At 65.7% G+C, this 24,897-nt stretch carries 25 protein-coding genes; 14 read left to right on the top strand and 11 right to left on the bottom strand.

All coding sequences use genetic code 11. From position 1 onward, the window contains the following. The coding region (locus VQ065_RS31660; RefSeq protein WP_340080522.1) for an MFS transporter at positions 1-286 on the bottom strand (286 nt) is incomplete at its 3' end. Positions 287-645: 359 nt separating this feature from the next. Then, complete coding sequence (locus tag VQ065_RS31655; RefSeq protein WP_003097106.1) at positions 646-1,269, bottom strand: HAD-IB family phosphatase; 624 nt, start codon at positions 1,267-1,269, stop codon at positions 646-648. 237 nt (positions 1,270-1,506) lie between these two features. Here VQ065_RS31655 and cfaB point away from each other — a divergent pair, with 237 nt between their 5' ends. The 5 genes from cfaB (at position 1,507) to VQ065_RS31630 (ending at position 7,635) form a co-directional block, all read left to right on the top strand. Next, positions 1,507-2,691: a C17 cyclopropane fatty acid synthase CfaB gene (gene cfaB, locus VQ065_RS31650; RefSeq protein WP_003097104.1), complete on the top strand. Its 1,185-nt coding sequence runs from the start codon at positions 1,507-1,509 to the stop codon at positions 2,689-2,691. A 163-nt stretch (positions 2,692-2,854) separates the two neighbouring features. Continuing rightward, positions 2,855-3,814: a TAXI family TRAP transporter solute-binding subunit gene (locus VQ065_RS31645; protein ID WP_003097103.1), complete on the top strand. Its 960-nt coding sequence runs from the start codon at positions 2,855-2,857 to the stop codon at positions 3,812-3,814. 74 nt (positions 3,815-3,888) lie between these two features. Continuing rightward, positions 3,889-5,913 carry a TRAP transporter permease gene (locus tag VQ065_RS31640; RefSeq protein ID WP_003097101.1) on the top strand — a complete coding sequence of 675 codons (2,025 nt, stop codon included), beginning with the start codon at positions 3,889-3,891 and terminating at the stop codon, positions 5,911-5,913. Further along, positions 5,910-6,308 carry a DUF1850 domain-containing protein gene (locus tag VQ065_RS31635; protein ID WP_003097100.1) on the top strand — a complete coding sequence of 133 codons (399 nt, stop codon included), beginning with the start codon at positions 5,910-5,912 and terminating at the stop codon, positions 6,306-6,308. Before VQ065_RS31640 ends, VQ065_RS31635 begins: the two co-directional genes overlap by 4 nt. Before the next feature lie 82 nt (positions 6,309-6,390). Further along, positions 6,391-7,635, top strand: a complete 1,245-nt coding sequence (locus VQ065_RS31630) for a serine hydrolase domain-containing protein (RefSeq protein WP_003097097.1) — start codon at positions 6,391-6,393, stop codon at positions 7,633-7,635. Positions 7,636-7,679: 44 nt separating this feature from the next. Here VQ065_RS31630 and VQ065_RS31625 read toward each other — a convergent pair whose 3' ends face one another. From VQ065_RS31625 to folE2, 3 genes are read right to left on the bottom strand one after another with little or no spacing between them, the layout of a single operon-like run. Then, complete coding sequence (locus VQ065_RS31625; protein WP_003097095.1) at positions 7,680-9,017, bottom strand: dihydroorotase; 1,338 nt, start codon at positions 9,015-9,017, stop codon at positions 7,680-7,682. 2 nt (positions 9,018-9,019) lie between these two features. Further along, positions 9,020-9,580, bottom strand: a complete 561-nt coding sequence (locus tag VQ065_RS31620) for a gamma carbonic anhydrase family protein (RefSeq protein ID WP_003097094.1) — start codon at positions 9,578-9,580, stop codon at positions 9,020-9,022. Further along, positions 9,577-10,473, bottom strand: coding sequence for a GTP cyclohydrolase FolE2 (gene folE2, locus VQ065_RS31615; protein WP_023098918.1), 897 nt, complete (start codon positions 10,471-10,473; stop codon positions 9,577-9,579). The genes VQ065_RS31620 and folE2 overlap by 4 nt, the downstream gene beginning before the upstream one ends. A 99-nt stretch (positions 10,474-10,572) precedes the next feature. Here folE2 and VQ065_RS31610 point away from each other — a divergent pair, with 99 nt between their 5' ends. After that, positions 10,573-11,766 carry an N-acetylmuramoyl-L-alanine amidase gene (locus tag VQ065_RS31610; protein ID WP_003097089.1) on the top strand — a complete coding sequence of 398 codons (1,194 nt, stop codon included), beginning with the start codon at positions 10,573-10,575 and terminating at the stop codon, positions 11,764-11,766. Here VQ065_RS31610 and VQ065_RS31605 read toward each other — a convergent pair. Next, positions 11,744-12,160: a hypothetical protein gene (locus VQ065_RS31605; RefSeq protein WP_003097088.1), complete on the bottom strand. Its 417-nt coding sequence runs from the start codon at positions 12,158-12,160 to the stop codon at positions 11,744-11,746. The two genes, VQ065_RS31610 and VQ065_RS31605, sit on opposite strands and share 23 nt — an antisense overlap. Before the next feature lie 112 nt (positions 12,161-12,272). Between VQ065_RS31605 and dksA the strand changes: the two genes are divergently transcribed. Genes dksA through VQ065_RS31590 form a run of 3 tightly spaced genes read left to right on the top strand, consistent with a single transcriptional unit; the run spans position 12,273 to position 14,532 of the window. Further along, the gene (dksA, locus tag VQ065_RS31600) at positions 12,273-12,677 is read left to right on the top strand and encodes an RNA polymerase-binding protein DksA (protein ID WP_003097086.1); all 405 of its coding nucleotides are present in this window, start codon (positions 12,273-12,275) and stop codon (positions 12,675-12,677) included. Positions 12,678-12,691: 14 nt separating this feature from the next. Next, entirely contained in the window at positions 12,692-13,894 is a 1,203-nt protein-coding gene (zigA, locus tag VQ065_RS31595; protein ID WP_003097084.1) for a zinc metallochaperone GTPase ZigA, read from the top strand. Then, positions 13,891-14,532: a DUF1826 domain-containing protein gene (locus tag VQ065_RS31590; RefSeq protein ID WP_023098917.1), complete on the top strand. Its 642-nt coding sequence runs from the start codon at positions 13,891-13,893 to the stop codon at positions 14,530-14,532. Before zigA ends, VQ065_RS31590 begins: the two co-directional genes overlap by 4 nt. A 152-nt stretch (positions 14,533-14,684) precedes the next feature. Here VQ065_RS31590 and VQ065_RS31585 read toward each other — a convergent pair whose 3' ends face one another. Then, positions 14,685-15,053, bottom strand: coding sequence for a hypothetical protein (locus tag VQ065_RS31585; RefSeq protein WP_003097081.1), 369 nt, complete (start codon positions 15,051-15,053; stop codon positions 14,685-14,687). A gap of 102 nt (positions 15,054-15,155) precedes the next feature. Between VQ065_RS31585 and VQ065_RS31580 the strand changes: the two genes are divergently transcribed. Beyond that, on the top strand, positions 15,156-16,124 hold the full coding sequence (locus VQ065_RS31580; RefSeq protein ID WP_003097079.1) for a CobW family GTP-binding protein: 969 nt from the start codon (positions 15,156-15,158) through the stop codon (positions 16,122-16,124). A gap of 92 nt (positions 16,125-16,216) precedes the next feature. After that, positions 16,217-17,245, top strand: coding sequence for an energy transducer TonB1 (gene tonB1 / locus VQ065_RS31575; protein ID WP_010895710.1), 1,029 nt, complete (start codon positions 16,217-16,219; stop codon positions 17,243-17,245). A 415-nt stretch (positions 17,246-17,660) separates the two neighbouring features. Here the strand turns inward: tonB1 and VQ065_RS31570 are convergent, their stop codons facing one another. Both VQ065_RS31570 and VQ065_RS31565 read right to left on the bottom strand, forming a co-directional pair. Continuing rightward, the gene (locus tag VQ065_RS31570; protein WP_003097074.1) at positions 17,661-18,968 is read right to left on the bottom strand and encodes an MFS transporter; all 1,308 of its coding nucleotides are present in this window, start codon (positions 18,966-18,968) and stop codon (positions 17,661-17,663) included. A gap of 315 nt (positions 18,969-19,283) precedes the next feature. Continuing rightward, on the bottom strand, positions 19,284-21,041 hold the full coding sequence (locus VQ065_RS31565) for a cation:proton antiporter (RefSeq protein WP_003097071.1): 1,758 nt from the start codon (positions 21,039-21,041) through the stop codon (positions 19,284-19,286). Between the two features lie 363 nt (positions 21,042-21,404). Between VQ065_RS31565 and VQ065_RS31560 the strand changes: the two genes are divergently transcribed. The 3 genes from VQ065_RS31560 (at position 21,405) to VQ065_RS31550 (ending at position 23,284) form a co-directional block, all read left to right on the top strand. After that, a complete protein-coding gene (locus VQ065_RS31560; RefSeq protein WP_003097066.1) occupies positions 21,405-22,256 on the top strand; it encodes a Tim44 domain-containing protein in 852 nt (283 codons plus the stop codon). Positions 22,257-22,452: 196 nt separating this feature from the next. After that, on the top strand, positions 22,453-22,854 hold the full coding sequence (locus VQ065_RS31555; RefSeq protein WP_003097064.1) for an SMI1/KNR4 family protein: 402 nt from the start codon (positions 22,453-22,455) through the stop codon (positions 22,852-22,854). A 217-nt stretch (positions 22,855-23,071) separates the two neighbouring features. Further along, positions 23,072-23,284 carry a YgdI/YgdR family lipoprotein gene (locus VQ065_RS31550; RefSeq protein WP_003097061.1) on the top strand — a complete coding sequence of 71 codons (213 nt, stop codon included), beginning with the start codon at positions 23,072-23,074 and terminating at the stop codon, positions 23,282-23,284. Between the two features lie 16 nt (positions 23,285-23,300). Here VQ065_RS31550 and VQ065_RS31545 read toward each other — a convergent pair whose 3' ends face one another. Both VQ065_RS31545 and VQ065_RS31540 read right to left on the bottom strand, forming a co-directional pair. Next, positions 23,301-23,981 carry a GntR family transcriptional regulator gene (locus VQ065_RS31545; RefSeq protein WP_003097059.1) on the bottom strand — a complete coding sequence of 227 codons (681 nt, stop codon included), beginning with the start codon at positions 23,979-23,981 and terminating at the stop codon, positions 23,301-23,303. Between the two features lie 64 nt (positions 23,982-24,045). After that, complete coding sequence (locus VQ065_RS31540; RefSeq protein ID WP_014604139.1) at positions 24,046-24,828, bottom strand: SDR family NAD(P)-dependent oxidoreductase; 783 nt, start codon at positions 24,826-24,828, stop codon at positions 24,046-24,048. Between the last annotated feature and the right edge of the window lie 69 nt (positions 24,829-24,897).

Raw genomic sequence — 24,897 nt, 5'->3', positions numbered from 1 at the left:
CCAGGGTATCGACGGCGAAGAGGATCAGGGCGAGCAGCAGCAGCTTCCTGCGTTGCATGCGGTCGGAGAAGTAGCCCAGCAACGGCGCGGCGATCGCATAGGAGAACGCGTAGCTGGAGATCAGCCAGGCGGCGCCGCTGGTAGTGGTGTGGAACGCCTGCGCCAGCGGCCCGAGCATGGAGGACAGCATGAACTCGGTCACGCCGACGAAGAACACGGCCATCGACAGGGCCAGCAGGAACAGGCCGTCGAGCTTCTGTGAAGGCGGGGAAATTTTCTGGTTCATGATGTTCTCTTTGGCTGAATGAGCGGACGAACGCCAAGGGGGCGCCGGCTCGCGGAGCCGGCGCCAGGGCCAGGGATGAACCGCTCGGGCTATGGAAGGGATGGTTGTGTGGCTGGTGCGGGAACGGCGGGGAGAAAAGAAGGGAACGAAGCGAGATTCCGGGCGCCAGTGCACGATTTCATCGAAGAAGGCTTCGGAGTATCGCCGCAAGCGGAACCGCCCGGGCTTGGGAGCGCAGGAGAAACTACCCTATCGGAACGTTAGCCGAATTCTGCTCTCCTGCCGGATATCGCGACATTCGCCCCGGTTTGGTTCCCACTTTGGATTGATACTCGGACCAGACCATACCCGGCAACAGGTCAGCGGAACGGTTTCCAGAAGCGCTCCAGCGCCGCCGCCAGCAGTTCCGTATCGCCGCGCGAGTCGCCCCAGGCGCGCAGGGAGTATTGGGTCAGCGGACCGTAGTGCCGCTCCAGGCGGCAGACTTTCTCGTCGCGCCGGCAGTTGCGGCCGACGATCCTGCCGGTCAGTACGCCGTCTACCACTTCCAGCTCGGTGGCGATCAGGTGCACCCCGAGCTTCTCGGCGAACGGCCTGAGTAGCAGCGAAGGGGAGGCGGAACAGATGGTCACGGTGCTGCCGCTGCTGACCTGGTCGGCCACCGCGGTCAATGCGTGGGGACGCATCAGTGTTTCCCAGAAGCGGTTCTGGTAGGCCAGCGCCCGCTCTTCCAGCACATGTACGGGCACATCGGTGAGGAAGGTGGCGATCAGGCGCGCCTTCAGGTCGTCGCGGCCGATACGCCGGCAGAGATAGGCCAGGCTGGGTCCTGCCATGCGCAGCATGCGGCGGACGAACACTCGGTTGCCGAAGGCGAAGCGCAGGAAGGGCACGAAGCTGTCTCGGTATGTCAGCGTACCGTCGAAGTCGAACACGGAGAGAAAGCGTACTTCGCGTGTTTCGAGGGACACGGTCTCGTTCATCGGCGTTCCTTATATCGCTTCCTTTCCTTTGACACGGACTATGCGTCGTTCCGTTATTGCAGCAAGGGAAAGTTTGTATATCAAAACTGTCAATTATTCATAGGCAGACTGGCTGCTAACCTGAATCCGAGTGTTCAGGGGTTTTGCATCGATAGATAGGAGGCTAAGTAGCCGATAGCAAAACTCTATCAAGGTACTGGACTATAGTGATTCCGTCTTGTGACCAGGAGGTTTGGCATGATTGCACAGCTCCCCTCTGAGTTGCTGTCCCTGCAACTGCCGTTGCGGATCCGCATCGGCGATGCTCAGGCGTTCGATCTGGGGCCGGATCCACAGGTAACCATGGTCATTCGCGATCCCTCGCTGCTAACCGAGATCACCCATCCCAGCCTCGATGCGCTGGGCAAGGCCTACGTCGAGAAGCGTCTCGACATCGAAGGACCGATCAGCCAGGTCATCGGTATCGGCGATGCCCTCAGCGAAGCGCTCGGCGAACCCGATGGCGGCGCGCCGCCGGTTCGCGAAAGCCACGACAAGGTCACCGACGCCGAAGCCATCCATTACCACTACGACCTGTCCAACGACTTCTACCAGCTCTGGCTGGATCCGGAAATGGTCTATTCCTGCGCCTATTTCGAGACCGGCAAGGAAGACCTCGCCACTGCGCAACTGGCCAAGCTCCGCCACCTGTGTCGCAAGCTGCGACTGCAGCCGGGCGAGAAGCTGCTCGATGTCGGTTGTGGCTGGGGGGGCCTGGCGCGCCTGGCCGCTCGCGAGTTCGGCGTCGAGGTCACTGGCATCACATTGAGCAAGGAGCAGCTGGCGCTCGGGCGGAAGCGGGTCAAGGCCGAAGGCCTGGAGGACCGGGTCACCCTCAAGCTGCTGGACTACCGCGACCTGCCGCGCGATGGTCGCTTCGACAAGGTGGTCAGCGTCGGCATGTTCGAGCACGTCGGGCACGCCAACCTGGGGCTGTACTTCCAGCAACTCTACGATGCGGTGCGTCCCGGCGGCCTGGTGATGAACCACGGCATCACCTCGCGCTACACCGACGGCCGCCCGGTGGGCAAGGGGGCCGGCGACTTCATCGATCGCTACGTGTTTCCCCACGGCGAGCTGCCGCACCTGTCGCTGGCGGTGGCGCGGATGAGCGAAGCCGGGCTGGAAGTAGTCGACGTGGAAAGCCTGCGTCTGCACTACGCCCGGACCCTGGACTTTTGGAGCGCCAACCTGGAAGCCAGGCTGAAGGAGGCGGCTCGCCTGGTGCCCGAGGAAACCCTGCGGATCTGGCGGCTGTACCTGGCCGGATGTGCCTACGGCTTCAAGCGCGGCTGGATCAACCTGCACCAGATCCTCGCCATTCGCCCCCACGAGGATGGCTCCCACGAGCTGCCCTGGTCGCGGCGCGACCTGTACGCCTGAACGCCGGCGACCGGCTCCCTTGCGGAGCCGGTCGCGCAATCGGTCCTTGCGGATTGTCCTGCGTGGCGGGGCGGTCTAGTCTGCACGAAGTCCTGCGCGGTCGAGGGAAGCCGGGACGCTTCCGCGACAGCGCGACAACAACGATAAGAACAGGAGACTTCCCATGTCGCTGAGCAGACGCTTCGGTCTTTTCACGCTTGCCGCAACGGTGACCTTCAGTACCGCGGTCTTCGCCGCGCCGACCTTCATCAATATCCTCACCGGCGGCACCAGCGGGGTCTATTACCCCATAGGGGTCGGCCTCTCGCAGATCTACGGGCACGATATCCAGGGCGCGAAAACCTCGGTGCAGGCCACCAAGGCCTCGGTCGAGAACCTCAACCTGCTGCAGGCCGGGCGTGGAGAACTGGCGCTGGCGCTGGGCGACTCGGTCGCCGACGCCTGGAACGGGGTCGCCGACGCCGGCTTCAAGGCGCCGTTGAAAAAGCTGCGGGCTATCGGCAATACCTATCCGAACTATATCCAGGTAGTGGCCAGCCAAGCCTCGGGCATCAAGACCCTGGCCGACCTGAAAGGCAAACGCATTTCGGTGGGCGCGCCCAAGAGCGGTACCGAGCTGAACGCCCGGGCGATCTTCAAGGCCGCCGGCCTGAGCTACGAGGACATGGGCAAGGTGGAGTACCTGCCCTACGCCGAGTCGGTGGAGCTGATCAAGAACCGCCAGCTCGACGCTACGCTGCAATCCTCCGGCTTGGGCATGGCGGCCATCCGCGACCTGGCCTCGACCATGCCGATCACCTTCGTCGCGATCCCGGCGGACGTGGTGGCGAAGATCGACAGCCCGGCCTACCACGCCGCGAGCATTCCCGCCGGCACCTACGACGGCCAGGAGCAGGACGTGCCGACGGTGGCGATCGACAATATCCTGGTCAGCCACTCCGGGGTCAGCGACGAGCTGGCCTACCAGATGACCAAGCTGATGTTCGACAACCTGCCGCGCCTGGTCACCGCCCATGCTGCCGCCAAGGACATCGCCCTGGACAAGGCGGCGAAGAACCTGCCGATTCCGCTGCATCCCGGCGCCGAGCGCTTCTACAAGGAGAAGGGCGTACTGCCCGAGTGAGGCTCGTTTCTCCGTAGCCCCGGTCCGTGCGGCGGACCGGGTTCCCCGCGTTTCCGGCTGTAGGGAGTCGATGCATGAGCGATCATCAGAACGGGCTGCACCTCGAGGCGGAAAACTGGCCGCGCGCGCTGTTCGCCGTGGCCCTGGCCTTTTCCGTGTTCCAGGTCGTCACCGCGGCCTTTCCCCTGATTTCCACCCAGGTCCTGCGGGCAATGCACGTCGGACTGCTGTTGCTGGTGGTGTACATCAGCTATCCCGCCTTCGGCATACGTCGCCCCTGGCAGCCGTTGGCCTGGTTGCTGGGCATGGCCGGCCTGGGCACGGCGGTCTACCAGTGGGTTTTCGAGGCCGACCTGATCCAGCGCTCCGGAGAGCTGACCCAGGCCGACATGGTCGTCGGCGTGGTGCTGATCGTCCTGGTCTTCGAGGCGGCGCGACGGGTGATGGGCATCGCCTTGCCGATCATCTGCGCGCTGTTTCTTGCCTATGGCCTGTTCGGCGAACACCTGCCGGGCGACCTGGCCCACCGCGGCTACGGCTTCGACCAGATCGTCAACCAGCTGTCGTTCGGTACCGAAGGTCTCTACGGCACGCCGACCTACGTGTCGGCAACCTACATCTATCTGTTCATCCTGTTCGGCGCCTTCCTCGAGCAGGCCGGCATGATCCGCCTGTTCACCGATTTCGCCATGGGCCTGTTCGGCCACCGGGTCGGCGGGCCGGCCAAGGTCTCGGTATTCTCCTCGGCGCTGATGGGCACCATCACCGGCTCCGGCGTGGCCAACGTGGTCACCACCGGACAGTTCACCATCCCGCTGATGAAGCGTTTCGGCTACAAGCCGGCGTTCGCCGGCGGCGTCGAGGCGACCGCGAGCATGGGCAGCCAACTGATGCCGCCGGTGATGGGGGCGGTGGCGTTCATCATGGCCGAGACCATCAACGTCCCCTACGTGGAGATCGCCAAGGCGGCGCTGATCCCGGCCTTGCTGTATTTCGGCTCGGTGTACTGGATGGTCCATCTCGAGGCCCGCCGGGCCGACCTCAAGGGCCTGCCGCGCGAGCAGTGTCCGAGCGCCTGGGGTGCCGTCCGCGAGCGCTGGTTCCTGCTGATTCCGTTGCTGGTGCTGATCGCGCTGCTGTTCTCCGGGCGCACGCCGCTGTTCTCCGGAACCATTGGTCTGGCGCTGACCGCCATCGTCATCCTCGGTTCGGCGATCATCCTGCGGGTGTCCTCGCTCGGCCTGCGCATCGCCTTCTGGGTGGCGCTGGGGCTGCTCTGCGCGGGGTTCTTCCGCCTCGGCATCGGAGTGATCTTCGTTGTGATCGCGGCCCTGGCCCTGGCCTGCTGGTTCGTCCGTGGCGGCCGGGAAACCCTGCGCATTTGCGTCCGCGCCCTCGCCGAAGGTGCGCGACATGCGATTCCGGTGGGCATCGCCTGCACCCTGGTGGGAGTCATCATCGGGGTGATTTCGCTGACCGGCATCGCCACCACCTTCGCCAGCTACGTGCTCGACCTGGGACGGGAGAACCTGCTGCTGTCGCTGGTCCTGACCATGGTCACCTGCCTGGTCCTGGGAATGGGCATCCCGACCATCCCCAACTACATCATCACCAGCTCCATCGCCGCGCCGGCGCTGCTGGAACTGGGGGTGCCGCTGATCGTCTCGCACATGTTCGTCTTCTACTTCGGCATCCTCGCCGACCTCACTCCACCGGTGGCGCTGGCCTGTTTCGCGGCGGCGCCGATCGCCAAGGAAAGGGGATTGAAGATCAGCTTCTGGGCGGTGCGCATCGCCCTGGCGGGTTTCGTGGTGCCGTTCATGGCGGTGTATTCCCCGGCGCTGATGCTGCAGGAAGGCGGTTGGGGGGCGACGCTCTATGTCACCTGCAAGGCGGTGCTGGCCATCGGCCTGTGGGGCATGGCTTCCATCGGCTACCTGCAGGGGCCGCTGGCCTGGTGGGAGCGCCTGGTGGCGTTCGCCGCGGGGGCCAGCCTGGTCCTGGCCTTGCCGATCAGCGACGAACTGGGCTTCGTCCTCGGCGCGCTGGTGATCGGCTGGCACCTCTGGCGCCAGCGTGCGCGCGAGGCGGTGGCGTGATCGCGCTGTGCCTGGGCATGGCCGGCAGCGTCTGGGCGACGCTGCCGCTGCAGTCGTTCACCCTGGCCTGGCAACACACGGTCGAGAAGGTGCTCTGGGAAGAAGACTATCGCCTGAGCGAGCGCGGCCTGCTGCTGGAAGAGGCCCGGGTGCGGGGCAGCGGGGCGGGGATGGAGATCCCCGAGGGCGCCGTGCTGCGTGACGGCGCCTGGCATTACCGCCGTGGGGTGCCGCCGCTGCAACCGTTGCGACTGGGGCGCACACCGGAGGCCGGCGACTACCGGATCTGCCGTCAGGGGCGCTGCGATGCGCTGGCGCGCTGGATCGGTCCACCGGACCCTGAGCGCCCGGCGGTCGAACTCTGGGCGTGTCCGATACGGGACCCGAGCGACTGAACGTCCTGTGGATAAGCCGCGACGCCAGTCCACATCCATAAAAACGACGAAGCCGGAGCTGCTTCCGGTCATAAGGAAAACCATGCGTAGCTGTATATCCGTCTTCCGGCCGGCCCTGCTGGCGCTGTTCGTCTCGGCAAGCGGCTCGGCCGGCGCCGACGCGGCTGTGGAAAACCCGCGGATCGGCCGTGCTGCCGATCTCTATGAACTGATCCCGGAATACCAGCCGGACACCTACCGGAACATGGACAAGGTCTATCCGACCCGGGTTATCCACAAGGGGACCAAGGTCCGTCCGCTGCCGGCGGGTGTGGCCATCGCGCCGCGCTACCGGATCGGCGGCGAGGAATACGGCGTCGACGATTTCATGCGGCGCAACCGCGTTGGCGGCGTGCTGGTCCTCAAGGATGGCAAGGTCGCCCTGGAGCGCTACGGCCTGGGCAACGACGAACGCACGCGCTGGACCTCGTTCTCGGTGGTCAAGTCGATCTCCTCGACCCTGGTGGGCGCCGCCGTGCAGCAGGGCCTGCTGGCTCTCGACCAGCCTGTGGACAAGTACCTGCCGAGCCTGGCCGGCTCCGCCTACCAGGGGGTGACGGTGGAGCAGGTCCTGCAGATGAGTTCCGGGGTCCGCTGGAACGAGACCTATCGCGATCCGAAGTCCGACCGCCGGCAGATGTTCGACGCCCAGCTCGCCGAACGTCCCGGTGGCATCCTGCGGCTGCTGGCGAGCCTGCCGCGGCAGTACCCGACCGGTACCCACTTCACCTACAGCACCGGCGAGTCGCACCTGCAGAGCGAGCTGCTGCACGCGGCGACCCGCATTCCGGTGAGCGACTACCTGTCCGAGCGGATCTGGGCGCGAATGGGCATGGAGAGCGACGGCTTCTGGCAACTGGAATCGCCGGCCGGGCAAGAGATCGGCAGCAGCGGCTTGAGCGCGACCCTGCGCGACTATGGCCGCTTCGGCCAGTTCGTCCTCGAGGATGGGGTGATCGATGGCGAACGTATCCTTCCCGAGGGTTGGGTCGATCGTGCCAGTCGCGTCGAGGCTTCTTCCCACCTGGCCCCGGGCAAGCTCTACGATGGCGAATACGCGCTCGGCTACGGCTACCAGTGGTGGACCTTCCCGGTGGGCGCCAAGGCCCTGCCCGAGCATGACGGCGGGGCCTTCGAAGCCCAGGGCATCTTCGGCCAGTACCTCTACATCAACCGCAAGGAGAAGATCGTGGCGGTGGTCTGGAGCGCCTGGCCGAAGCCGGAGATGGACGATCGCGAGGAGGAGACCTATGCCTTCCTTGGCGCGGCGGTGAAAGCCCTGCGCTAGGGCCGTGGGCGAGCGGATATCCACAGCAGGCTGTGGACAGGTCTTCAGCGGGAAAACCGCAGGGGCAGTCCCTGGCAATCGTCGGACAGGCGTCCCGCGTGCCAGGCGAGCTGCCCGGAGACGATGGTGGTATCGATCCGATGGTGGAATGCCCGGTGGCGGAACGGCGTCCAGTTGCAGCGCGACAGCAGCGGCATGGCGCTGGCCAGCGCCGGGTGCTCCAGTTCGCTGACCAGCACCAGGTCGGCCCAGTAGCCTTCGCGGAGGAAACCGCGATCGGCGATGGCGAACAGTTCGGCGACCCGGTGGCTGGTCTTCGCCACCAGGGTGGCCAGCGACAGCCAGCCTTCGCGGACCAGCTCCAGGAGTGCCGGCAACGCATGCTGGACCAGTGGCAGGCCGGCCGGCGCCTGTGGATAAGCCTGCTGCTTCTCGGCCCAGGCGTGCGGCGCGTGGTCGGTGCCGATCACGTCCAGGCGGTTGCCGGCCAGCGCCCTGCGCAGGGCGTCGCGGTCCTCGCGGCTCTTGATCGCCGGGTTGCACTTGAGCAGATGGCCGAGGCGGGCGTAGTCGCTGTCGTCGAACAGCAGATGGTGGACGCAGACTTCCGCGGTGATGCGTTTCTGGCACAGCGGCTTGTCCTCGAACAGGGCCAGTTCACGCGCTGTGGATAAGTGCAGGACATGCAGCAGCGTGCCATGCCGTTGCGCCAGTTCCACCGCCAGGGCGGTGGAACGGTAGCAAGCCTCGGCGTCGCGAATGCGCGGGTGGGCGGCTGCCGGAATACGTTCACCGAAGCGTTGTCGCCAGCGCGCCAGATTGGCTTCGATCCGCGGCGTGTCTTCGCAATGGCTCAGCAGCAGGGTCGGAACGCTGGCGAACAGGCGCTCCAGGGTCGGCAGGTCGTCCACCAGCATGTCGCCGGTGGAGGCGCCCATGAACACCTTCACCGCGGCGACCTCGCGTGGATCGAGGGCGGCCACGGTGTCGAGGTTGTCGCGGCTGACGCCGAAGTGGAAACCGTAATTGGCCACGCTATGGGCGGCGGCGAGGCGCTTCTTTTCCGCCAGCGCTTCGAGGCTCAGCGTCGCCGGGCGGGTATTGGGCATGTCCATGAAACTGGTGATGCCGCCCGCCACGGCGGCGCGGGATTCGCTGGCGATCGAGCCCTTCTGTGGATAACCCGGCTCGCGGAAGTGCACCTGGTCGTCGATCATTCCCGGCAGCAGGTAGCGTCCGGCGGCATCGATCTCCCGGCTGGCGCCGCAGTTTTCCAGGCAGCCGGCGATGCGTTCGATGCGACCGTGGCGGACCAGCAGATCGCCTTCGCGTACCTGTCCCTCGTTGACCATCCGGGCATTGCGGATCAGCAGGCTTTGCATGTTCAGAACTCGTTCTGCAGCGACTTGTAGCCGCGTACCAGGTCGACGTTGGTGCGCGCCACGTCTTCCGAGAACTCGCTGGCCGAAACGCTGACCCGCGGCATGCTCGCCAGGTCGGTGCGCGGACCGATGCGCTCGGTGGACGGGACGTAGAAACCCGCTGGCAGGTCGCAGCCGTCGACCACCGCGTTGTGGCGGACCACGCAGCCATCGCCGACCCGACAGTTGAACAGCACGCTGTTGAAGCCGATGAAGACCCGGTCGCCGACTTCGCAAGGACCGTGGACGATGGAGCGGTGGGCGATGGAGCTGTGCTCGCCGATGGTCACCGCAGCACCCGACTTGGAATGGATCACCACGCCGTCCTGGATGTTCGAGTTGGCGCCGATCACGATCGGTTGCATGCCGCCGTCGGCGTTGACTTCGTCGGCACGGATCACCGCGTAGGGACCGACGAAGACGTTGGCCTGGATGATCACCTTGCCGCAGATGATTGCGGTCTTGTCCACATAGGCCGATTCGTCGATCACCGGCAGGTCGCCGGAGGGATTCTTGCGGATCATGCGGCACCTCGCTGCCAGTGGCTTTCGGCGACGGCGTCGTGGGCATGCAGGCTTTCCGCATGGACGACCCGTACGGAGAACCGGCTCGCCTGTGGATAACCCTGCAGGGCGCGGTGCAGCCGACGCACCGCGTCTTCGCAGAACATCAGGTTCTGTCCGTTGGCGAGGGCGAAGGCCTGCTCGTCGGCGCGTTTCACCGCAGTCTGCACCGCGGTGCCGAGGGCGCTTTCGCCGAGATCCGCCAGCTCTTCCAGGGGCAGTCCGACGCAGTCTTCCGCCAGGCCGATGCGCAGGTGCGCGCTGCTGCGCTGGCTGTGCGGGGTGGCGACGATGCCGGCGCTGCTGCCGAGCCAGGCGAGCACGCTGGCATGATCGAGCGGCTGTCCGGCGAAGTCCTGGTCGAAGCGCTCCTGGATCAATTGCCGGGCCAGTGCCGCCGAACAGGGGCAGGTCGAGGAGTAGGTCAGCTCGAGATGGACTTCGGCTTGGAAGTCATCGCCTTCCAGGCGCGTGTCCAGCACCAGTGGATAACGTTTCCAGCCGCTCAGCGGGCTGACCAGCGCCGGACGCCGCAGCAGCGGCGCGAGGCGCAGGCGCAGGTAGGCGCGACGCGACAGGCCGGCGTGGCTGTCGAGGAAGCGTTGCAGGACGGCGCGCAGGCGGGAAAGGTCCAGCTCGCCCTGTTCCAGTTCGGCCAGCGCCAGGTAGAGGCGCGACATATGGATGCCGCGGGCCTGCGGGTCGTCCAGGCTGACACCGGCATCGGCTTCGGCGGCGACCCTCTGCCCGCCGATCTGCACGGGGAGGGCGATGCCCTGCATGCCGACCCAGTCCAGGGGAAGATCGGCGGTGGTGGTCTGGCGGGCAATATCGGGAAGCGTCAAGGCATTCATGGAGAACTCGAAGAAGGGCAGGCAAGGCCTGGAAATGGCTTGAATGTTATAATATAACGTATTAGCTAATGCCGACCCTTGCAATCGGGTATTTCGTCGATGAAGCGCCGTCGCCTCCTGCAAAGCCTGCTCGCCGGCCTGGCCCTCCAGCCGTTCCTGGCCGCCAGCGCCAATGTACGAATCCGCCAGGCCCGGGCCTGGAATTCCTCGGAAAGCTGGCGCCTGGTGCTGGAACTGGACGGCCCGCCGCGTTATCGAACCTTTTCCCTGCAGGCCCCCGAGCGGTTGATCCTCGACCTGCCCGACGCGCAATTGCTCGCAACGCTCTCCGAGCTGCCGCTGGACGGCCCCGTGCGCGCCATCCGCAGCGGCCAACTGGGTGGCGGCGGGACGCGCATCGTCCTCGACCTGCGCCAGGCGGTCAGGCCGCGCAGCTTCGCCCTGGAACCGCAGGCAGGAAAGGGCCATCGCCTGGTCCTGGACCTTTATCCACAGGCGCTGGCGGCTCCCCCCGAGCCGATGCTGGCGCTGGCCCGCCCGCTACCCTCGACGGGCCGCGACATCCTCGTGGTGGTCGATGCCGGCCATGGCGGCAAGGACCCCGGCGCGGTCGGTAGCAAGGGCGAGCGCGAAAAGGACGTGGCGCTGGCCATCGCCCGCCTGCTGGCGCGGCGGATCGACCGCGAGAAAGGCTTCAAGGCGCGCCTGGTGCGCAACGGCGACGTGTTCGTTCCGCTGCGCAAGCGGCCGGAAGTGGCTCGGCGCTACAACGCCGACATGTTCGTCTCGGTGCACGCCGACGCGGCGCCGCGACTGACCGCCTCCGGCGCATCGGTATATGCCCTCTCCGAGCATGGCGCCAGCTCGACCATGGCGCGCTGGATGGCCGATCGCGAGAACGGCGCCGACCTGATCGGCAACAGCGGCAACCTGCCGCTACAGGGCCGCGACAAGGTACTCGCCGGGGTGATCCTCGACATGGCCCTGAGTTCGACCATCGCCAGCAGCCTGGACCTCGGCCACAGCGTTCTCGGCCAGTTGTCGGACGTCACCGCGCTGCACCAGAAGCGTGTCGAGCAGGCCGGCTTCGCCGTGCTCAAGTCGCCGGACATCCCTTCGATCCTGGTGGAGACCGGCTTCATCTCGAATCGCGGCGATTGTCGCCGGTTGATGGACGAACGCCATCGCCAGCGCCTGGCCGAGGCGATCTTCGCTGGCGTGCAGGGCTACTTCCGGCAACGCCCTCCCGCCGGCAGCTACCTGGCGGCGCTCAGCGCGCAGCCTCCCGGCTAGGGCCTTCGCTGCAGCCGCTGACCCGCCCGCAGGTCAGGCGTTGGCGCTGGCCCGATGAACTGCTCAGGCGGCTGACGCTGGTCCAGCCGATGTTGCGGCTGAGGCCGACCCAGATTTCCCCGTCGCTGGCGATGCCGCTGAAGAAGGTCAGGCGCCCGTAGCGCGTATTGGTCTGGGCCCAGCGTCGTCCGCTTGCCGCGTCGTATCCGCGCAGCCAGGTGTCGTTGCCGCCGGTGGCGACGCTGTAGTGGTTGCCCAGCCGATCCATGCAGGCCAGAACGGTGCGCAGGTAAGCGCATTCCGCCGGGCGGGTGCCGGGAAGAAAGCCCTGCGCCTGTGCCGCCGGAGCGAGCAGCAGGAGGGCCAGGCAGTAAAGGCGGAGGACGCGGCGCATCGGTGGATCCCGGGATGACATGGGCCCAGGGTAGCCGGAAGGCGATTGGCGGGCCATCGATTGTGGTGTTAATTGTTATAGTATAACGTTTTAAATTTCCCAGGTTCAGCCTATGACCGAACAGGAACTGCTTGCCCAGCCCGACGCTGCCTACATGGACGAAGCCCAGCAGGACTTCTTCCGCGACCTGCTGCTGCGCCAGCGCCAGGAACTGCAGGCGCGCATCGAAGGCGAATTCGGCGAGCTGCGCGATCTCGAACGCCCCAGCGACGAGGCCGACCTGGCTTCCCGCGAGGAACAGCGGCAATGGCAACTTCGCCTGCTGGAGCGGGAGAAGAAGCTGCTCGACAAGATCGACGAAGCGCTGGAGCGCCTGGCCCGCGGCGACTACGGCTGGTGCCAGGAAACCGGCGAGCCGATCGGCCTGCGCCGCCTGCTGTTGCGTCCCACCGCCACCCTCTGCATCGAGGCGAAAGAGCGCCAGGAGAAGCGCGAACGCCACGTGCGGCACAACTGAAGAGGTTACCAACCGTGAACCAACGCCTACCTGTCACCGTGCTGTCCGGCTTTCTCGGCGCCGGCAAGAGCACGCTGCTCAACCATGTGCTGAAGAACCGCGAGAACCGCCGGGTTGCGGTGATCGTCAACGATATGAGTGAAATCAATATCGATGGCAGCGAAGTCCAGCGCGATGTCAGCCTGAACCGCGCTGAAGAGCGCCTGGTGGAGATGAGCAACGGCTGTATCTGCTGCACCCTGCGCGAAGACCTGCTGGAAGAGGTCGGCCGTCTCGCCCGGGAAGGCCGCTTCGACTACCTGCTGATCGAGTCCACCGGGATTTCCGAACCGATGCCGGTGGCCGAGACCTTCACCTTCCGCGACGAGCTGGACCGCAGCCTGTCCGACGTGGCGCGACTGGATACCATGGTCACGGTGGTCGACGGGATGAATTTCCTCCGCGACTACCAGGAGGCCGCCAGCCTGGCCAGCCGTGGCGAAACCCTCGGTGAGGAGGATCAGCGCTCGATCACCGACCTGCTGATCGACCAGGTCGAATTCGCCGATGTGATCCTGGTCAGCAAGATCGACCTGATCTCCAGCGAGCAGCGCGAGGAACTGCTGGCGATCCTGCGCCAGCTCAATGCCGAGGCGGAGATCCTGCCGATGGTGATGGGTCAGGTGCCGCTGGCGAAGATCCTCGATACCGGTCGCTTCGATTTCGATCGCGCGGCGTCCGCGCCGGGCTGGCTGAAGGAACTGCGCGGCGAGCACCTGCCGGAAACCGAGGAATATGGCATCGCCTCCATGGCCTACCGGGCGCGCCGTCCGTTCCACCCCGCGCGCTTCCACGCCTTCCTGCACAATCCGCTGAAGCAGGGGCGGCTGCTGCGCTCCAAGGGCTTCTTCTGGCTCGCCAGCCGGCCCCGCGAGGCTGGCAGCTGGTCGCAGGCCGGCGGCCTGATGCGCTACGGCCTGGCGGGCCGCTGGTGGCGCTTCGTGCCGACCGGACAGTGGCCACAGGACGAAGAGGGCCTGCGGGCGATCATGCGGCACTGGGAGGAAGGCGTCGGCGACTGTCGCCAGGAGCTGGTTTTCATCGGCCAGAACCTGGACTTCACGGCCCTGCGCGCAGCCCTCGATGCTTGCCTGCTGGATGATGCCGAGATGAACCTGGGCATTCCGGGCTGGCAGGGCCTGGACGACCCCTTCGAGGACTGGGGGCACGCCGCATGAGCGCACTGCCACAGGAAAGTCTGTTGCCGCGCCAGGCGTTCGGCGAAGACCCCCAGGTGCTGGCCGAGGTGCTTCGCGACGGGGTCAACCTGGCGGTCTGGACACGCCGGTTGAACCCGGCGCTGCGCGACTTCGCCGCCGCCCTGGTACGCAACCGGCCGGGACTGGCGCTGAGCCAGACGCTGGAGATGGAAGAGGAACGGCTACCCGCCTTGGACGGTCTGCTCGACGCGCATCAACTGCCGGGACAAGCCGATTTCCTCGATGACCTGGGCTGGCTGGTCGAGGCCTTCTTTTGCCTGACCGGGGCGCGGCGTATCGGCCTGCGCCTGCGCGTTCTGGATAAACCGATGTGCCCGCGTTTCCACGTCGACCACGTGCCGCTGCGGCTGGTCACCACTTACCAGGGCGCTGCCAGCGAATGGCTGGACGAGTCCGGCCTGGACCGTCGGCTGCTTGGCGGAGCACAGGCGGAAGTTGTCGATGAACAGCTTATCCATAGCTTGTCCACAGGCGACGTGGCGCTGCTCAAGGGCGAACGCTGGGAGGGTAACGAAGGTGCCGGACTGGTGCATCGCTCGCCGCGAGCGGAGCCCGGGCTGGCGCGCCTGCTGTTGACCCTGGACTGGCTTGCCTGAGCCTGTGGACAAGTGTCTTTCGAGGAATAAAAAAAGGCCATCCGCAGATGGCCTATCACCAAAAAGTCGTCCTACCTTGGGGATGGGGACGAAGGGTGCTGAGGTACCCGACTCCCATTTAGCCCGGACGCTGTGACAGGCTGATGACGCGCTCAGGGCTTTTTCGCGGCGCTAGGCTCTTCCCAGCGGCCTTGGCTCTGGCTGGCGCAGAACGGCTCCAGGTAGCGTGCGTCGGTCGCGATGCCGTAGTAGAAGATGTCCTGCCGATAGGGCGCATTGGGTACCCTGGCGTCGCGGCAGACACCGAAGGCGCCCGTCGGACACTCCTCGGCGAACGCCACCTCGACCTTCTGGCCCTGCAGTTGTGGCTGGCAGAAGCCTTCGCGGAACAGCTTGGCCGGGATGCTGCGGTTCTGCTGGCAGACCTTCACATCGAGATTCTTCGCCTGGCTATGGACGATGCAGGCTTCGGCCAGGGCCAGGCCCGGCAGGCAGGACAGGAAGAACAGGAACGGACGCATGCGAGGACTCCATTGCAGACGGGCGCGACTCTAGCACGGGGCCTGGCTCCCCGCAGGCAAGGACCGCATTGATCCACAGGCTTTCACATTCCGGTTGCGCAGATGCTTCGAGAGATACCCACACACCTGATCGGCGGCCCCCTGGGGGCCGGCAAGACCAGCCTGATCCGCTCGCTGCTGGCGCAGAAGCCGGCGGGCGAGCGCTGGGCGGTGCTGGTCAACGAGTTCGGCGAGATCGGCCTGGATGCCGCGCTGCTGGCCACGGACGTCGAGGGCGTGGCCATCGGCGAGGTGGCGGGCGGGTGCCTCTGCTGCGTCAATGGCGTGCCGTTCCAGGTGGGGCTCGGTCGCTTGTTGCGTCGGGCACGACCGGACCGGCTGTTCATCGAACCCTCCGGGTTGGGACATCCGCTGGCGCTGTGGAAACAGCTGCAGGCTCCTCCCTGGTCCGGCGTCCTGGCCCTGCAACCCCTGGTAGTGGTGCTGGATGCCGCCGCGCTGGCCTCCGGCCAACCGCTGCCGGAGGCACAGGAACAGGCGCTGGAAGCGGCCGGCATGTTGCTGCTGAACAAATCCGAAGCGCTCGACGCGACGCAGCGCTGCGCCGTGCGCGCGCGCCTGCCGGTCCTGCCGTTGCGCTGGAGCGTGCGCGGCCACCTGGCATTGCGCGATCTGCCGACCAGCGTTGCCGGGGAAGGTAGCGCGACGACCTGGGCGGCCCTGCCGGACGCGCCTGCTCAGTTGGGAACGGTGCTGCCCGCCGAGCGACCGCTGCGCGCCGTGCGCGAGCAGGACGGCCAGTTGGCCATCGGCTGGCGGCTGGCGCCGTCGGTGCGTTTCGATCGGGTCGCAGTGGACGCCTGGCTGAGCCGTTTGTCCGGACTGCGGCGGGCCAAGGCGGTGCTGCATTGCGCGGACGGTTGGTATGCAGCGAATGCCGCGCCGTTTGTGGATAACTGGGGCAAGTCCTCGTGGCGACGGGATAATCGGCTGGAACTGATCCTCGCCGCAGGCGCGGATGAAGAGGCGCTCGAAGAGGCGTTCCTGGCGTGTCGGATGGTCGCGGAATGATCCGCCAAGGTTGCCCTGAGGACGCGACTGAATGATAATAATTATCAGAAGACTCTACTTCCTTACCTTTCACTTCTCCGCAGGTCGCCCTCATGTCGCCACAGCCTTCACGGTCGCCTGACCGTTTTTCGCTGGCCGCGCTCGCCGAAGACCATCCCACCGCTCCTGCCCAGGGAGACGAAAGCGAGTCCCTGCCATGCGTGAATGCCCAGCGCGGAGAACCCAACCTGCGCGTGGTGGACTGCTCCGGTGCGCGCCGCGACGAGGAAGTGGCGGTCGAGGAAGTGCTGATCCCCTACGCCCATGGCAGCGATCCCGAAGACGTCCCCGGCGAGCCGCCCAAGTCGCGCTGGTGGTTGTCCTCCGGCGCAGCGGTGGCGATGCATGTGGCGATCATCGGTGCGCTGGTGTGGGTGATGCCGACCCCGGCCGAACTCAACCTTGGCCACGGCGAACTGCCGAAGACCATGCAGGTGAATTTCGTCCAGCTCGAGAAGAAGGCCGAGCCGACCCCGCAGCCGCCGGCTGCCGCGCCGGAACCGACGCCGCCGAAGATCGAGGAACCCAAGCCGGAGCCGCCGAAGCCGAAGCCGGTGGAAAAACCCAAGCCCAAGCCGAAACCCAAGCCCAAACCGGTGGAAAACGCCATTCCCAAGGCCAAGCCGAAGCCGGAACCCAAACCCAAGCCGGAACCCGAGCCGAGCACGGAAGCATCCAGCCAGCCCAGCCCGTCCAGCGCCGCGCCGCCGCCCGCGCCTACCGTCGGGCAGAGCACGCCCGGCGCGCAGACTGCGCCCAGCGGCTCGCAAGGCCCGGCCGGCCTGCCCAGCGGCAGCCTCAACGACAGCGACATCAAGCCGCTGCGCATGGATCCTCCGGTCTATCCGCGGATGGCCCAGGCGCGGGGTATCGAAGGCCGGGTGAAGGTGCTGTTCACCATCACCAGCGATGGCCGCATTGACGACATCCAGGTGCTGGAGTCGGTGCCGTCGCGCATGTTCGACCGCGAAGTGCGCCAGGCCATGGCCAAGTGGCGTTTCGAGCCGCGTGTCAGCGGTGGCAAGATCGTCGCCCGCCAGGCGACCAAGATGTTCTTCTTCAAGATCGAGAAGCGCCGCTGAGGCGGTTCGCCGACAACGAAAAGAGCCGCGCCTTCGAGCGCGGTTTTTTTATTCCCGGTAGGTCTCGCAGACGGGGCCTCGCTGCCTGGGGACGGCAGGCCCCTTGCGCTGTTCCGCCGTGGGAACGCGAGGAGATCGGCGTTTACGCGCCAAGGTTCCAGCCCCGCCGGAATGACGAGCCGCAGGGTGAATAACCGCTTGCGGTTATCCGCCGTGGAACGCAGGGGCACCGGCGGATTACTCCGCCGGCGTTGCGCGCCCTAGGGTTCCGGTCGGGATGCCGTGCCGTGGACCAACAGCCGGCGGGTGTGGGGAAATCGGTTGCCGCGCCAAAAAGCAGGACGGCGACCCGAAGGTCGCCGTCCTGTGGATAAAAAGGCCCGGAGTGTGTCGGGGCCATGAGCACGAGGCTCAATCAATCGGTCGTGATCTTCGAGTGCTTCTGGGTGTCCTTCATGAACACATAGACCAGCAGCGAGCAGGCGATGCAGGCGGTGACGTACCAGTAGAAGCCGCTCTCCAGGCCGACGCTCTTGAACCACAAGGCAACGTATTCGGCGGTGCCGCCGAAGATCGATACGGTCAGGGCATACGGCAGGCCGACGCCCAGGGCGCGGATCTCGGTGGGGAACAGTTCGGCCTTCACCACCGCGTTGATCGAGGTGTAGCCGCTGACGATCACCAGCGCCGCCATGATCAGGAAGAACGCGCCCCACCAGCTGTCGACGCTGTGCAGGGTGCTGAGGATCGGGTAGGTGAAGACGGTGCCGAGTACGCCGAAGGCGATCAGGATCGGCCGCCGGCCGATCTTGTCGGAGAGGGCGCCGACGATGGGCTGCAGCAGCATGAAGAGGAACAGGGTGGCAGCCGAGATCATGGTCGAGTCGGTCTTGCTCATGCCTACCGTGTTCACCAGGTACTTCTGCATGTAGGTGGTGTAGGTGTAGAAGGCCAGGGTGCCGCCCATGGTCAGGCCGACCACGGTCAGCACTTCCTTCGGATGGCGCAGCAGGGTGCGCAGCAGGCTTTCCTTCGGCTCTTCCTTCTTCTTCGAGAAGGACTCGGTCTCTTCCATGCCGCGACGCAGGAACATCGCCACCACTGCGCACAGCGCGCCGATGAAGAAGGGTACGCGCCAGCCCCAGCTTTCCAGTTGTTCTACGGTCAGGGTCTGTTGCAGGACGATCAGCACCGCCAGAGCGATGAGCTGGCCGGAGATCAGGGTCACGTACTGGAAGCTGGAGAAGAACCCGCGCTGTTCCTTGTTCGCCATCTCGCTCAGGTAGGTGGCGGAGGTGCCGTATTCGCCGCCGACCGACAGGCCCTGGAGCAGGCGCGCGACCACCAGCAGGATCGGCGCGGCGACGCCGATGGTTTCGTAGCTGGGGGTCAGGGCGATGATCAGCGAGCCGAAGCACATCAGCAGCACCGAGGCCAGCAACGCCGCCTTGCGGCCCTTGCGGTCGGCATAGATACCCATCAGCCAGCCGCCGATCGGGCGCATCAGGAAGCCCACGGCGAAGATAGCTGCGGTGTTCAGCAGTTGGGCGGTCATGTCGCCCTGGGGGAAGAATGCCTTGGCGAAGTACAGCGAGAAGGCGGCGTAGACGTACCAGTCGTACCACTCGACCAGGTTGCCGACGGAACCGCTGAAGATCGACTTGATGCGTTGCGAAGTGGTGCGGGGCTGGGCAGACGCGGAAATGGCGTTGGCGCTTTCCATCGTGTTTCCTCTTTTCGTTGTTGTCTTGGATGTGCTGATCAGGGCGCAGCACACCGGCACATCGCGAGGGCGACGTATTGGGTGGCTCGATAGCAGGCGGCGTGCCAACGCGCTAAAGCCGCATGGGGACTGGGCTGGAGGAGGAAGAGGGAGGTCTCGGCCGAGCGAGAGTCCGCCGACCGGAAGCGTGGATAAGCGGAAAACCGCCGACTTTTCAGGGTAAAGGGCCTGTCATCGACCACCTGGGTAGGCGAGGGCGAATAACCGCAGCGTGGTTATCCGCCGATTCGACGGTAGGCCGGGATTGCTTGGCTCTCAGTGGCTGCCCTTTTCCTGCTCTAGGGTTTCCATCAGGGCGATCTGCATCCGCGAATGCACGCGGATCAGCCAGCGCCAGAGCACTGCGATCACCAGGCCGGCGACCAGCGCCACCACGATCAGCAACTCGCCCGGCGGCAGGATGCTCGAGCTGAGCGCAGCCAGCAGCATCATCATGCCTGCCAGCGACAGCAGCGGGATCACCTCGGAGATCACCCGGCGTACCCGCGCCGTATGGCGTCCGGCTTTCTCCGGCTTGACCCCGAGTTCGGCCAGCAGCATCGACAGAGCCTTGAGCTTGCGGTACGCGGCGATCAGGAAGGCCAGCGAGACCAGCAGCGCGCCGCCCCAGATCAATGCCTTGTGCAGTCCATCGTAGGCGACCCACTGGCTCATCCAGGCGGAAAGCGTATCGGCGAAATAACCGCCGGCGAGGAAGATCGCGATCACCAGCGCCAGGTTCACCCCGACCTGCAGCAGGATGCGCCGGATCATCGCCGCCAGCACCGCACGGTCGCCCTGCGGCTGGATGCTGCGCAGCCAGTCGCCGTAGTGGCCGAAGATCCTCGCCATGCGCTGCGGCATGGCGTTGGCCAGGTGCTGCGAGAGCGGATCGGCGGCGCGGATCAGGTACGGGGTGAGCAGGGTGGTGATGGCCGAGACCGCTACCGCCACCGGGTAGAGGAAGTCGCTGGTGACTTTCAGGGTCATGCCCAGGGCGGCGATGATGAAGGAGAACTCGCCGATCTGCGACAGGCCCATGCCGACCCGCAGCGAGGTGCGTCCATCGTTGCCGGCGATGAACGCGCCCATGCCGCAGGAAAACATCTTGCCGAGCACCACCGCGACGGTGATCAGGGCGATCGGCCAGGCGTACTCGACGAGGATCTTCGGATCGATCAGCAGGCCGATGGCGACGAAGAAGATCGCACTGAACATGTCGCGGACCGGCTCGATCAGCCGTTCGATCTGCACCAACTGGCGCGACTCGGCCATGATCGCGCCGATCAGGAAGGCGCCGAGCACCATGCTGTACTCCAGCTTCACCACCAGCAGGCAGAAGCCGAAGCACAGGCCGAGCACGGTGACCAGCAGCATCTCGTTGCTCTCGAACTTCGCCACGTAGGCCAGCAGGCGCGGCACCAGGAGGATGCCGACGACCAGCGCGACGATCATGAACAGGCTGAGCTTGCCGACCGTGGAGAACACCTCGCCGGTTTCCACCGAACCGCTCACGGCGATTCCCGACAGCAGGGCGATGATGCCGATGCCGAGGATGTCCTCGACGATCAACACGCCGAAGATCAGTTGGGCGAAGCGCTCGTTCTTCATCTTCAGGTCGCCGAGCGCCTTGACGATGATGGTGGTGGAGGAGATCGCCAGGATCGCGCCGAGGAACAGCGAGTCCATGGTGCTCCACTCGAAGAAGCGACCGATCTCGAAGCCGATCCAGATCATCAGGACGATTTCCAGGAACGCCGCGATGAACGCCGTGGCGCCGACCTGGAAGAGCTTGCGCAGGCTGAATTCCAGGCCGAGGCAGAACATCAGGAAGATCACCCCGAGTTCGGCCAGGGTCTTGATCGTGTCTTCGTCGTGGATCAGCCCGAAGGGCGGGGTGTGCGGGCCGATGATGAAGCCGGCGACGATGTAGCCGAGGACCACCGGTTGGCGCAGGCGGTGGAAGAGAATGGTGACCACGCCGGCCACCAGCATGATCACGGCGAGGTCCTGGATGAAATCGACGGCATGCATGGCGGCGGTCCTCGCTCGAGTGGGAATGGGTCGGCAAACGCGCGACCGGGAAGCCTCGCAGAGCCGCAGACTAGCACTGGCAAGTGCTTGATCGGGGTACTGAAAAAAACTGTAACAGACCTTTCTGCAAGGCTTTGCGCTGCGCCTTTCCAGCCGCCGGGCGGGCGTTCGTCCGCCGATCCGGGATAGCGCCTGTCATCCTCGTCAACGACGGTGTACCCTGGCGCCGACCCGCGAGCCAGACGCGGCGGGCGAAAAAACGGCGGCCGCGGAGCAATAGCCCGAAACAAAATCCGGCTGGTCCTGCCGCCCGTACCGCCGCAACATGACGCGCGTCGATTCCCCCAAGAGAGAAAGACTACAATGCAGCGTGTTCTCAGCATCGCCCTCGCCTTCTGCCTGGCGCTGACCGTCAGCCTGGATGCCAATGCCAAGCGCTTCGGCGGCGGCAAGAGCCTCGGCTCGGCACCCAGCCACCAGACCCGCCAGGCGCAGCCGGCCACTGCGCCGAACGCCACTGCTGCCGCCCCCAACGCCGCCCGTCCCGCCGCTGCCGCCAGCGGTGCTTCGCGCTGGCTCGGCCCGCTGGCCGGTATCGCCGCCGGCGGCCTGCTCGCCTCCATGTTCATGGGCGACGGCTTCGAAGGCATCCAGATGCTCGATATCCTGTTGATCGCCCTGGTGGCCTTCATTGCCTTCCGCTTCATCGCCGCTCGCCGGCGCCAGCAGAACCAGGGGCAGCCGGCGATGGCCGGGCACGCGCCGATGCAGCGCGAAATGCCGGCCCAGGCGCCGATCTTCGGTGGCGCTGCCGCCACTGCTGCGCCGAGCCCGGTGATCAACGCGCCGAGCTGGTTCAACGAGGAGCGCTTCGTCGGTGCCGCTCGCGAACACTTCATGTCCCTGCAGCAGCATTGGGATGCCAACGAGATGGACAAGATCGCCGAGTTCGTCACCCCGCAGATGTTGCAATGGCTGAAGCAGGAGCGCGCCGAGATCGGCGACGCCTACCAGTCCACCTACATCGACAATCTGGTCGTGCAACTGGACGGCGTCGACGACCAGGCCGACAAGACCATCGCCACCCTGACCTTCAGCGGTGTGTCGAAGACCTCGCGCTTCGACCAGGGCGAAGCCTTCAGCGAAAGCTGGCGGATGGAGCGCGCCCAGGGCGAGAACCAGCCATGGCTGGTGGCCGGTATCCGGCAGAACTGATCCCGAGTGGTTGCGGTCCCTTCGGGGGGCCGCCGAAACCCCCGCTCCCGCCAGGGAGCGGGGGTTTTTCATTTCCGTTGGCGGGTTGACCGACCATTCGTCCGGCGCCATGGCCGAAGGCCAGCCACGACACTTGTCTTGCGCTCGGTGCGGCTACTGTATAAAAAGCGCGCCACCCGTTGCGAGAGAGCCTGTCGTGGAAGACGTCATCGAAAAACTGCGTGAACTCAACGAACCGGTTCCGGTGCCCCTGGAACTGCCGGAAGAAGAACTGCTGGTGGAAATCGAGGAAGAGCTGCTGATCGGTATTCCCGCCGAATTCCGCGAATTCCTCCTGCTGGTCAGCGATGTGGTCTACGGCCGCCTGGAGCCGGTGACCGTGACCGATCCGCACTCGCACACCTACCTGCCCGAAGTGGCGGCCACTGCCTGGGACCTCGGCGTTCCGCGCGAGCTGATCCCGCTTTGCCAGGACGACGGCAGCTACTACTGCGTGGCGGAGGACGGCGAGGTGGTGCTCTGGGCCGATGGCGACCTCACCGATGAAAGCTGGGATTCGGTGTGGGTCTGGGCTCGCGACGTCTGGCTGGAGAGCTGAACCTGAACCGCCGCAAGGGCTCTGCAACGTGCCTTTGCGGCTGACTTCCCGACGTCGCGCGAGGCTGCCTGGAGGCCCTGCGCGCCGCCGTCGGCGCTTCGTCTCCGACAAAGCGTCGCTGCGCTAAGGAATTTCCCTCGATTGCCACGGTCACAAGGGCAATTCCGCACTTGTCGCTCCGGATGTAGGCAAGTGCGCTGCCCCGTGTGGAGATTCTATGAAGTTCAAAGCTCTGTTCGCTGCATTGCTGCTGACCAGCCTGGCGGGTTGCGCCAACCAGGCGGTGGTCACTTTGCAAGATGGCAGCGAGGTCCTGGTCAAGGATCAGTCGGATTACGACAAATACAATGACTACTACGAGTTCGAACAGCTGAATGGCGACACCATCCTGATCAAGAAGGACAATGTGCGCACCATTCGCCCGCAGTAGCAGCGCTTATCTCCCGTCAGGCGTGCTCGCCGGAACGGTGCCGCTTTCGTGGCCGGGCCTCCAGCTCCAGGAGGTTCAGCAGGTACTGGCCGAAGTAGGCCAGGTCCTGTTCGATCGCCGCGCGCGCGGCCGGGCCGTCGCCGCGGCGTAGCGCGTCCAGGGCGTCCTCGTGGAAATCGTTCAGGCGTAGGGAGAGGTCGGCCTCGGTGAACAGCCGGTTGAAGAACGGCCCGACCTGTAGCCAGAGCGTCTCGATGAGACGCAGCAGCACCGGGTTGCCGCAGGCGCGGTAGAGCGTCAGGTGGAATTCGCTGTTGGCTTCCAGGTAGGCCTGTACCTCGCGTCGGCGCAAGGCGTCCTCCATTCGCCGCAGACAACCTTCGAGTCCTTCCAGTGCCTGCTCGTCCAGCCGGCCGCTGGCGCTTTCGGCCGCCAGCCCTTCGAGGGACAGGCGCACCTGGAGGATCTGCAGGAAACGTTCGCGGGTCATCAGCGGCACCCTGAGCGAGCGTTGTGCCTCGCCCTCCAGCGCCCCTTCCGCCACCAGCCGTTGCAGGGCGGCGCGAACCGGCATCGGGCTGGTGCCCCACTGGTTCGCCAGGTCGCGGATCTTCAGTCGCTCGCCGGGCTGGAAACGTCCGGCCAGCAAGTCTTCCCGCAGTCGTTGGTAGAGTCGTTCCTGGAGATTCTCGGCCATGGTCAGCTCCGGGTCGCCGGTGGTGCCGGAAGCTGGGAAAGCGTCAGGTTGCAGTTGCGCATGTTCAGCTCCGTTTGTTTTCGATCAGGCAGTTGCCGCCGTCCACCACCAGCAGTTCGCCGTTGACGAAGCTGGCTTCGGGCGAGGCGAGGAAGGCCACCGCGGCGGCCACCTCTTCGGGCCGGCCGGCACGTCCGCTGGGGCTGGCCAGGGCGGCCTGGCGTTCTTCGGCGGTGCTCGAGCCGGTGGCGATCCAGCCCGGCGCGACGCTGTTCACCGTGATGCCGCTCTTCGCCACCTCCAGCGCCAGGGCCATGCTCCAGCCGACCAGACCGGCCTTGGCCGCGCTATACGCGGCTTCGCCCGGGTTGCTGCCGCGGGTTCCGGTGGTGGAGGCGACGTTGACGATCCGCCCGTAGCCGCGCTCGCGCATGCCCGGCAGCAGGCCGCGGGTGAGCAGGAAAGCGCTGGTCAGGTTGCGCGAGAGGGACAGTTGCCAATCCCGCAGCGAGGTCGCTTCCACTGCGCTGAAGGGTTCCGCGCTGTTCAACTGGGCCATGCCGGCATTGTTCACCAGGATGTCGACCCGTCCCCACTGGGCTTCGGCCCAGTCCAGCAGGCCCTGCACCTGGGCTTCGTCGGTCAGGTCGGCGCTCGCGGCGCGCACGTCGTGACCACATGCGCTCAGTTCCTCCGCTCGTTGCCTAATCCGCTCGCTGCTGGCGGTGATCAGCAGGCGCACGCCTTCGCGGGCCAGCCGCCGGGCAATGGCGAAACCGATGCCGAGTTCGCTGCCGGCGCCGCTGATGAGCGCGACCTGGCCTGTCCACTTCGGAAAATCGTTCATTTTTGTGATCACAAAATTGACATGGAAAACAGATTATCAGTGCTTTCAAATACTGTATTGACTTTTTTG

The organism is Pseudomonas sp. KBN10P06128 (assembly GCF_037574945.1).
Lineage (GTDB): Bacteria > Pseudomonadota > Gammaproteobacteria > Pseudomonadales > Pseudomonadaceae > Pseudomonas > Pseudomonas aeruginosa.
The sequence above is the reverse complement of the archived record's forward strand: the minus strand, read 5'-3'. Positions and strand labels throughout refer to the sequence as shown.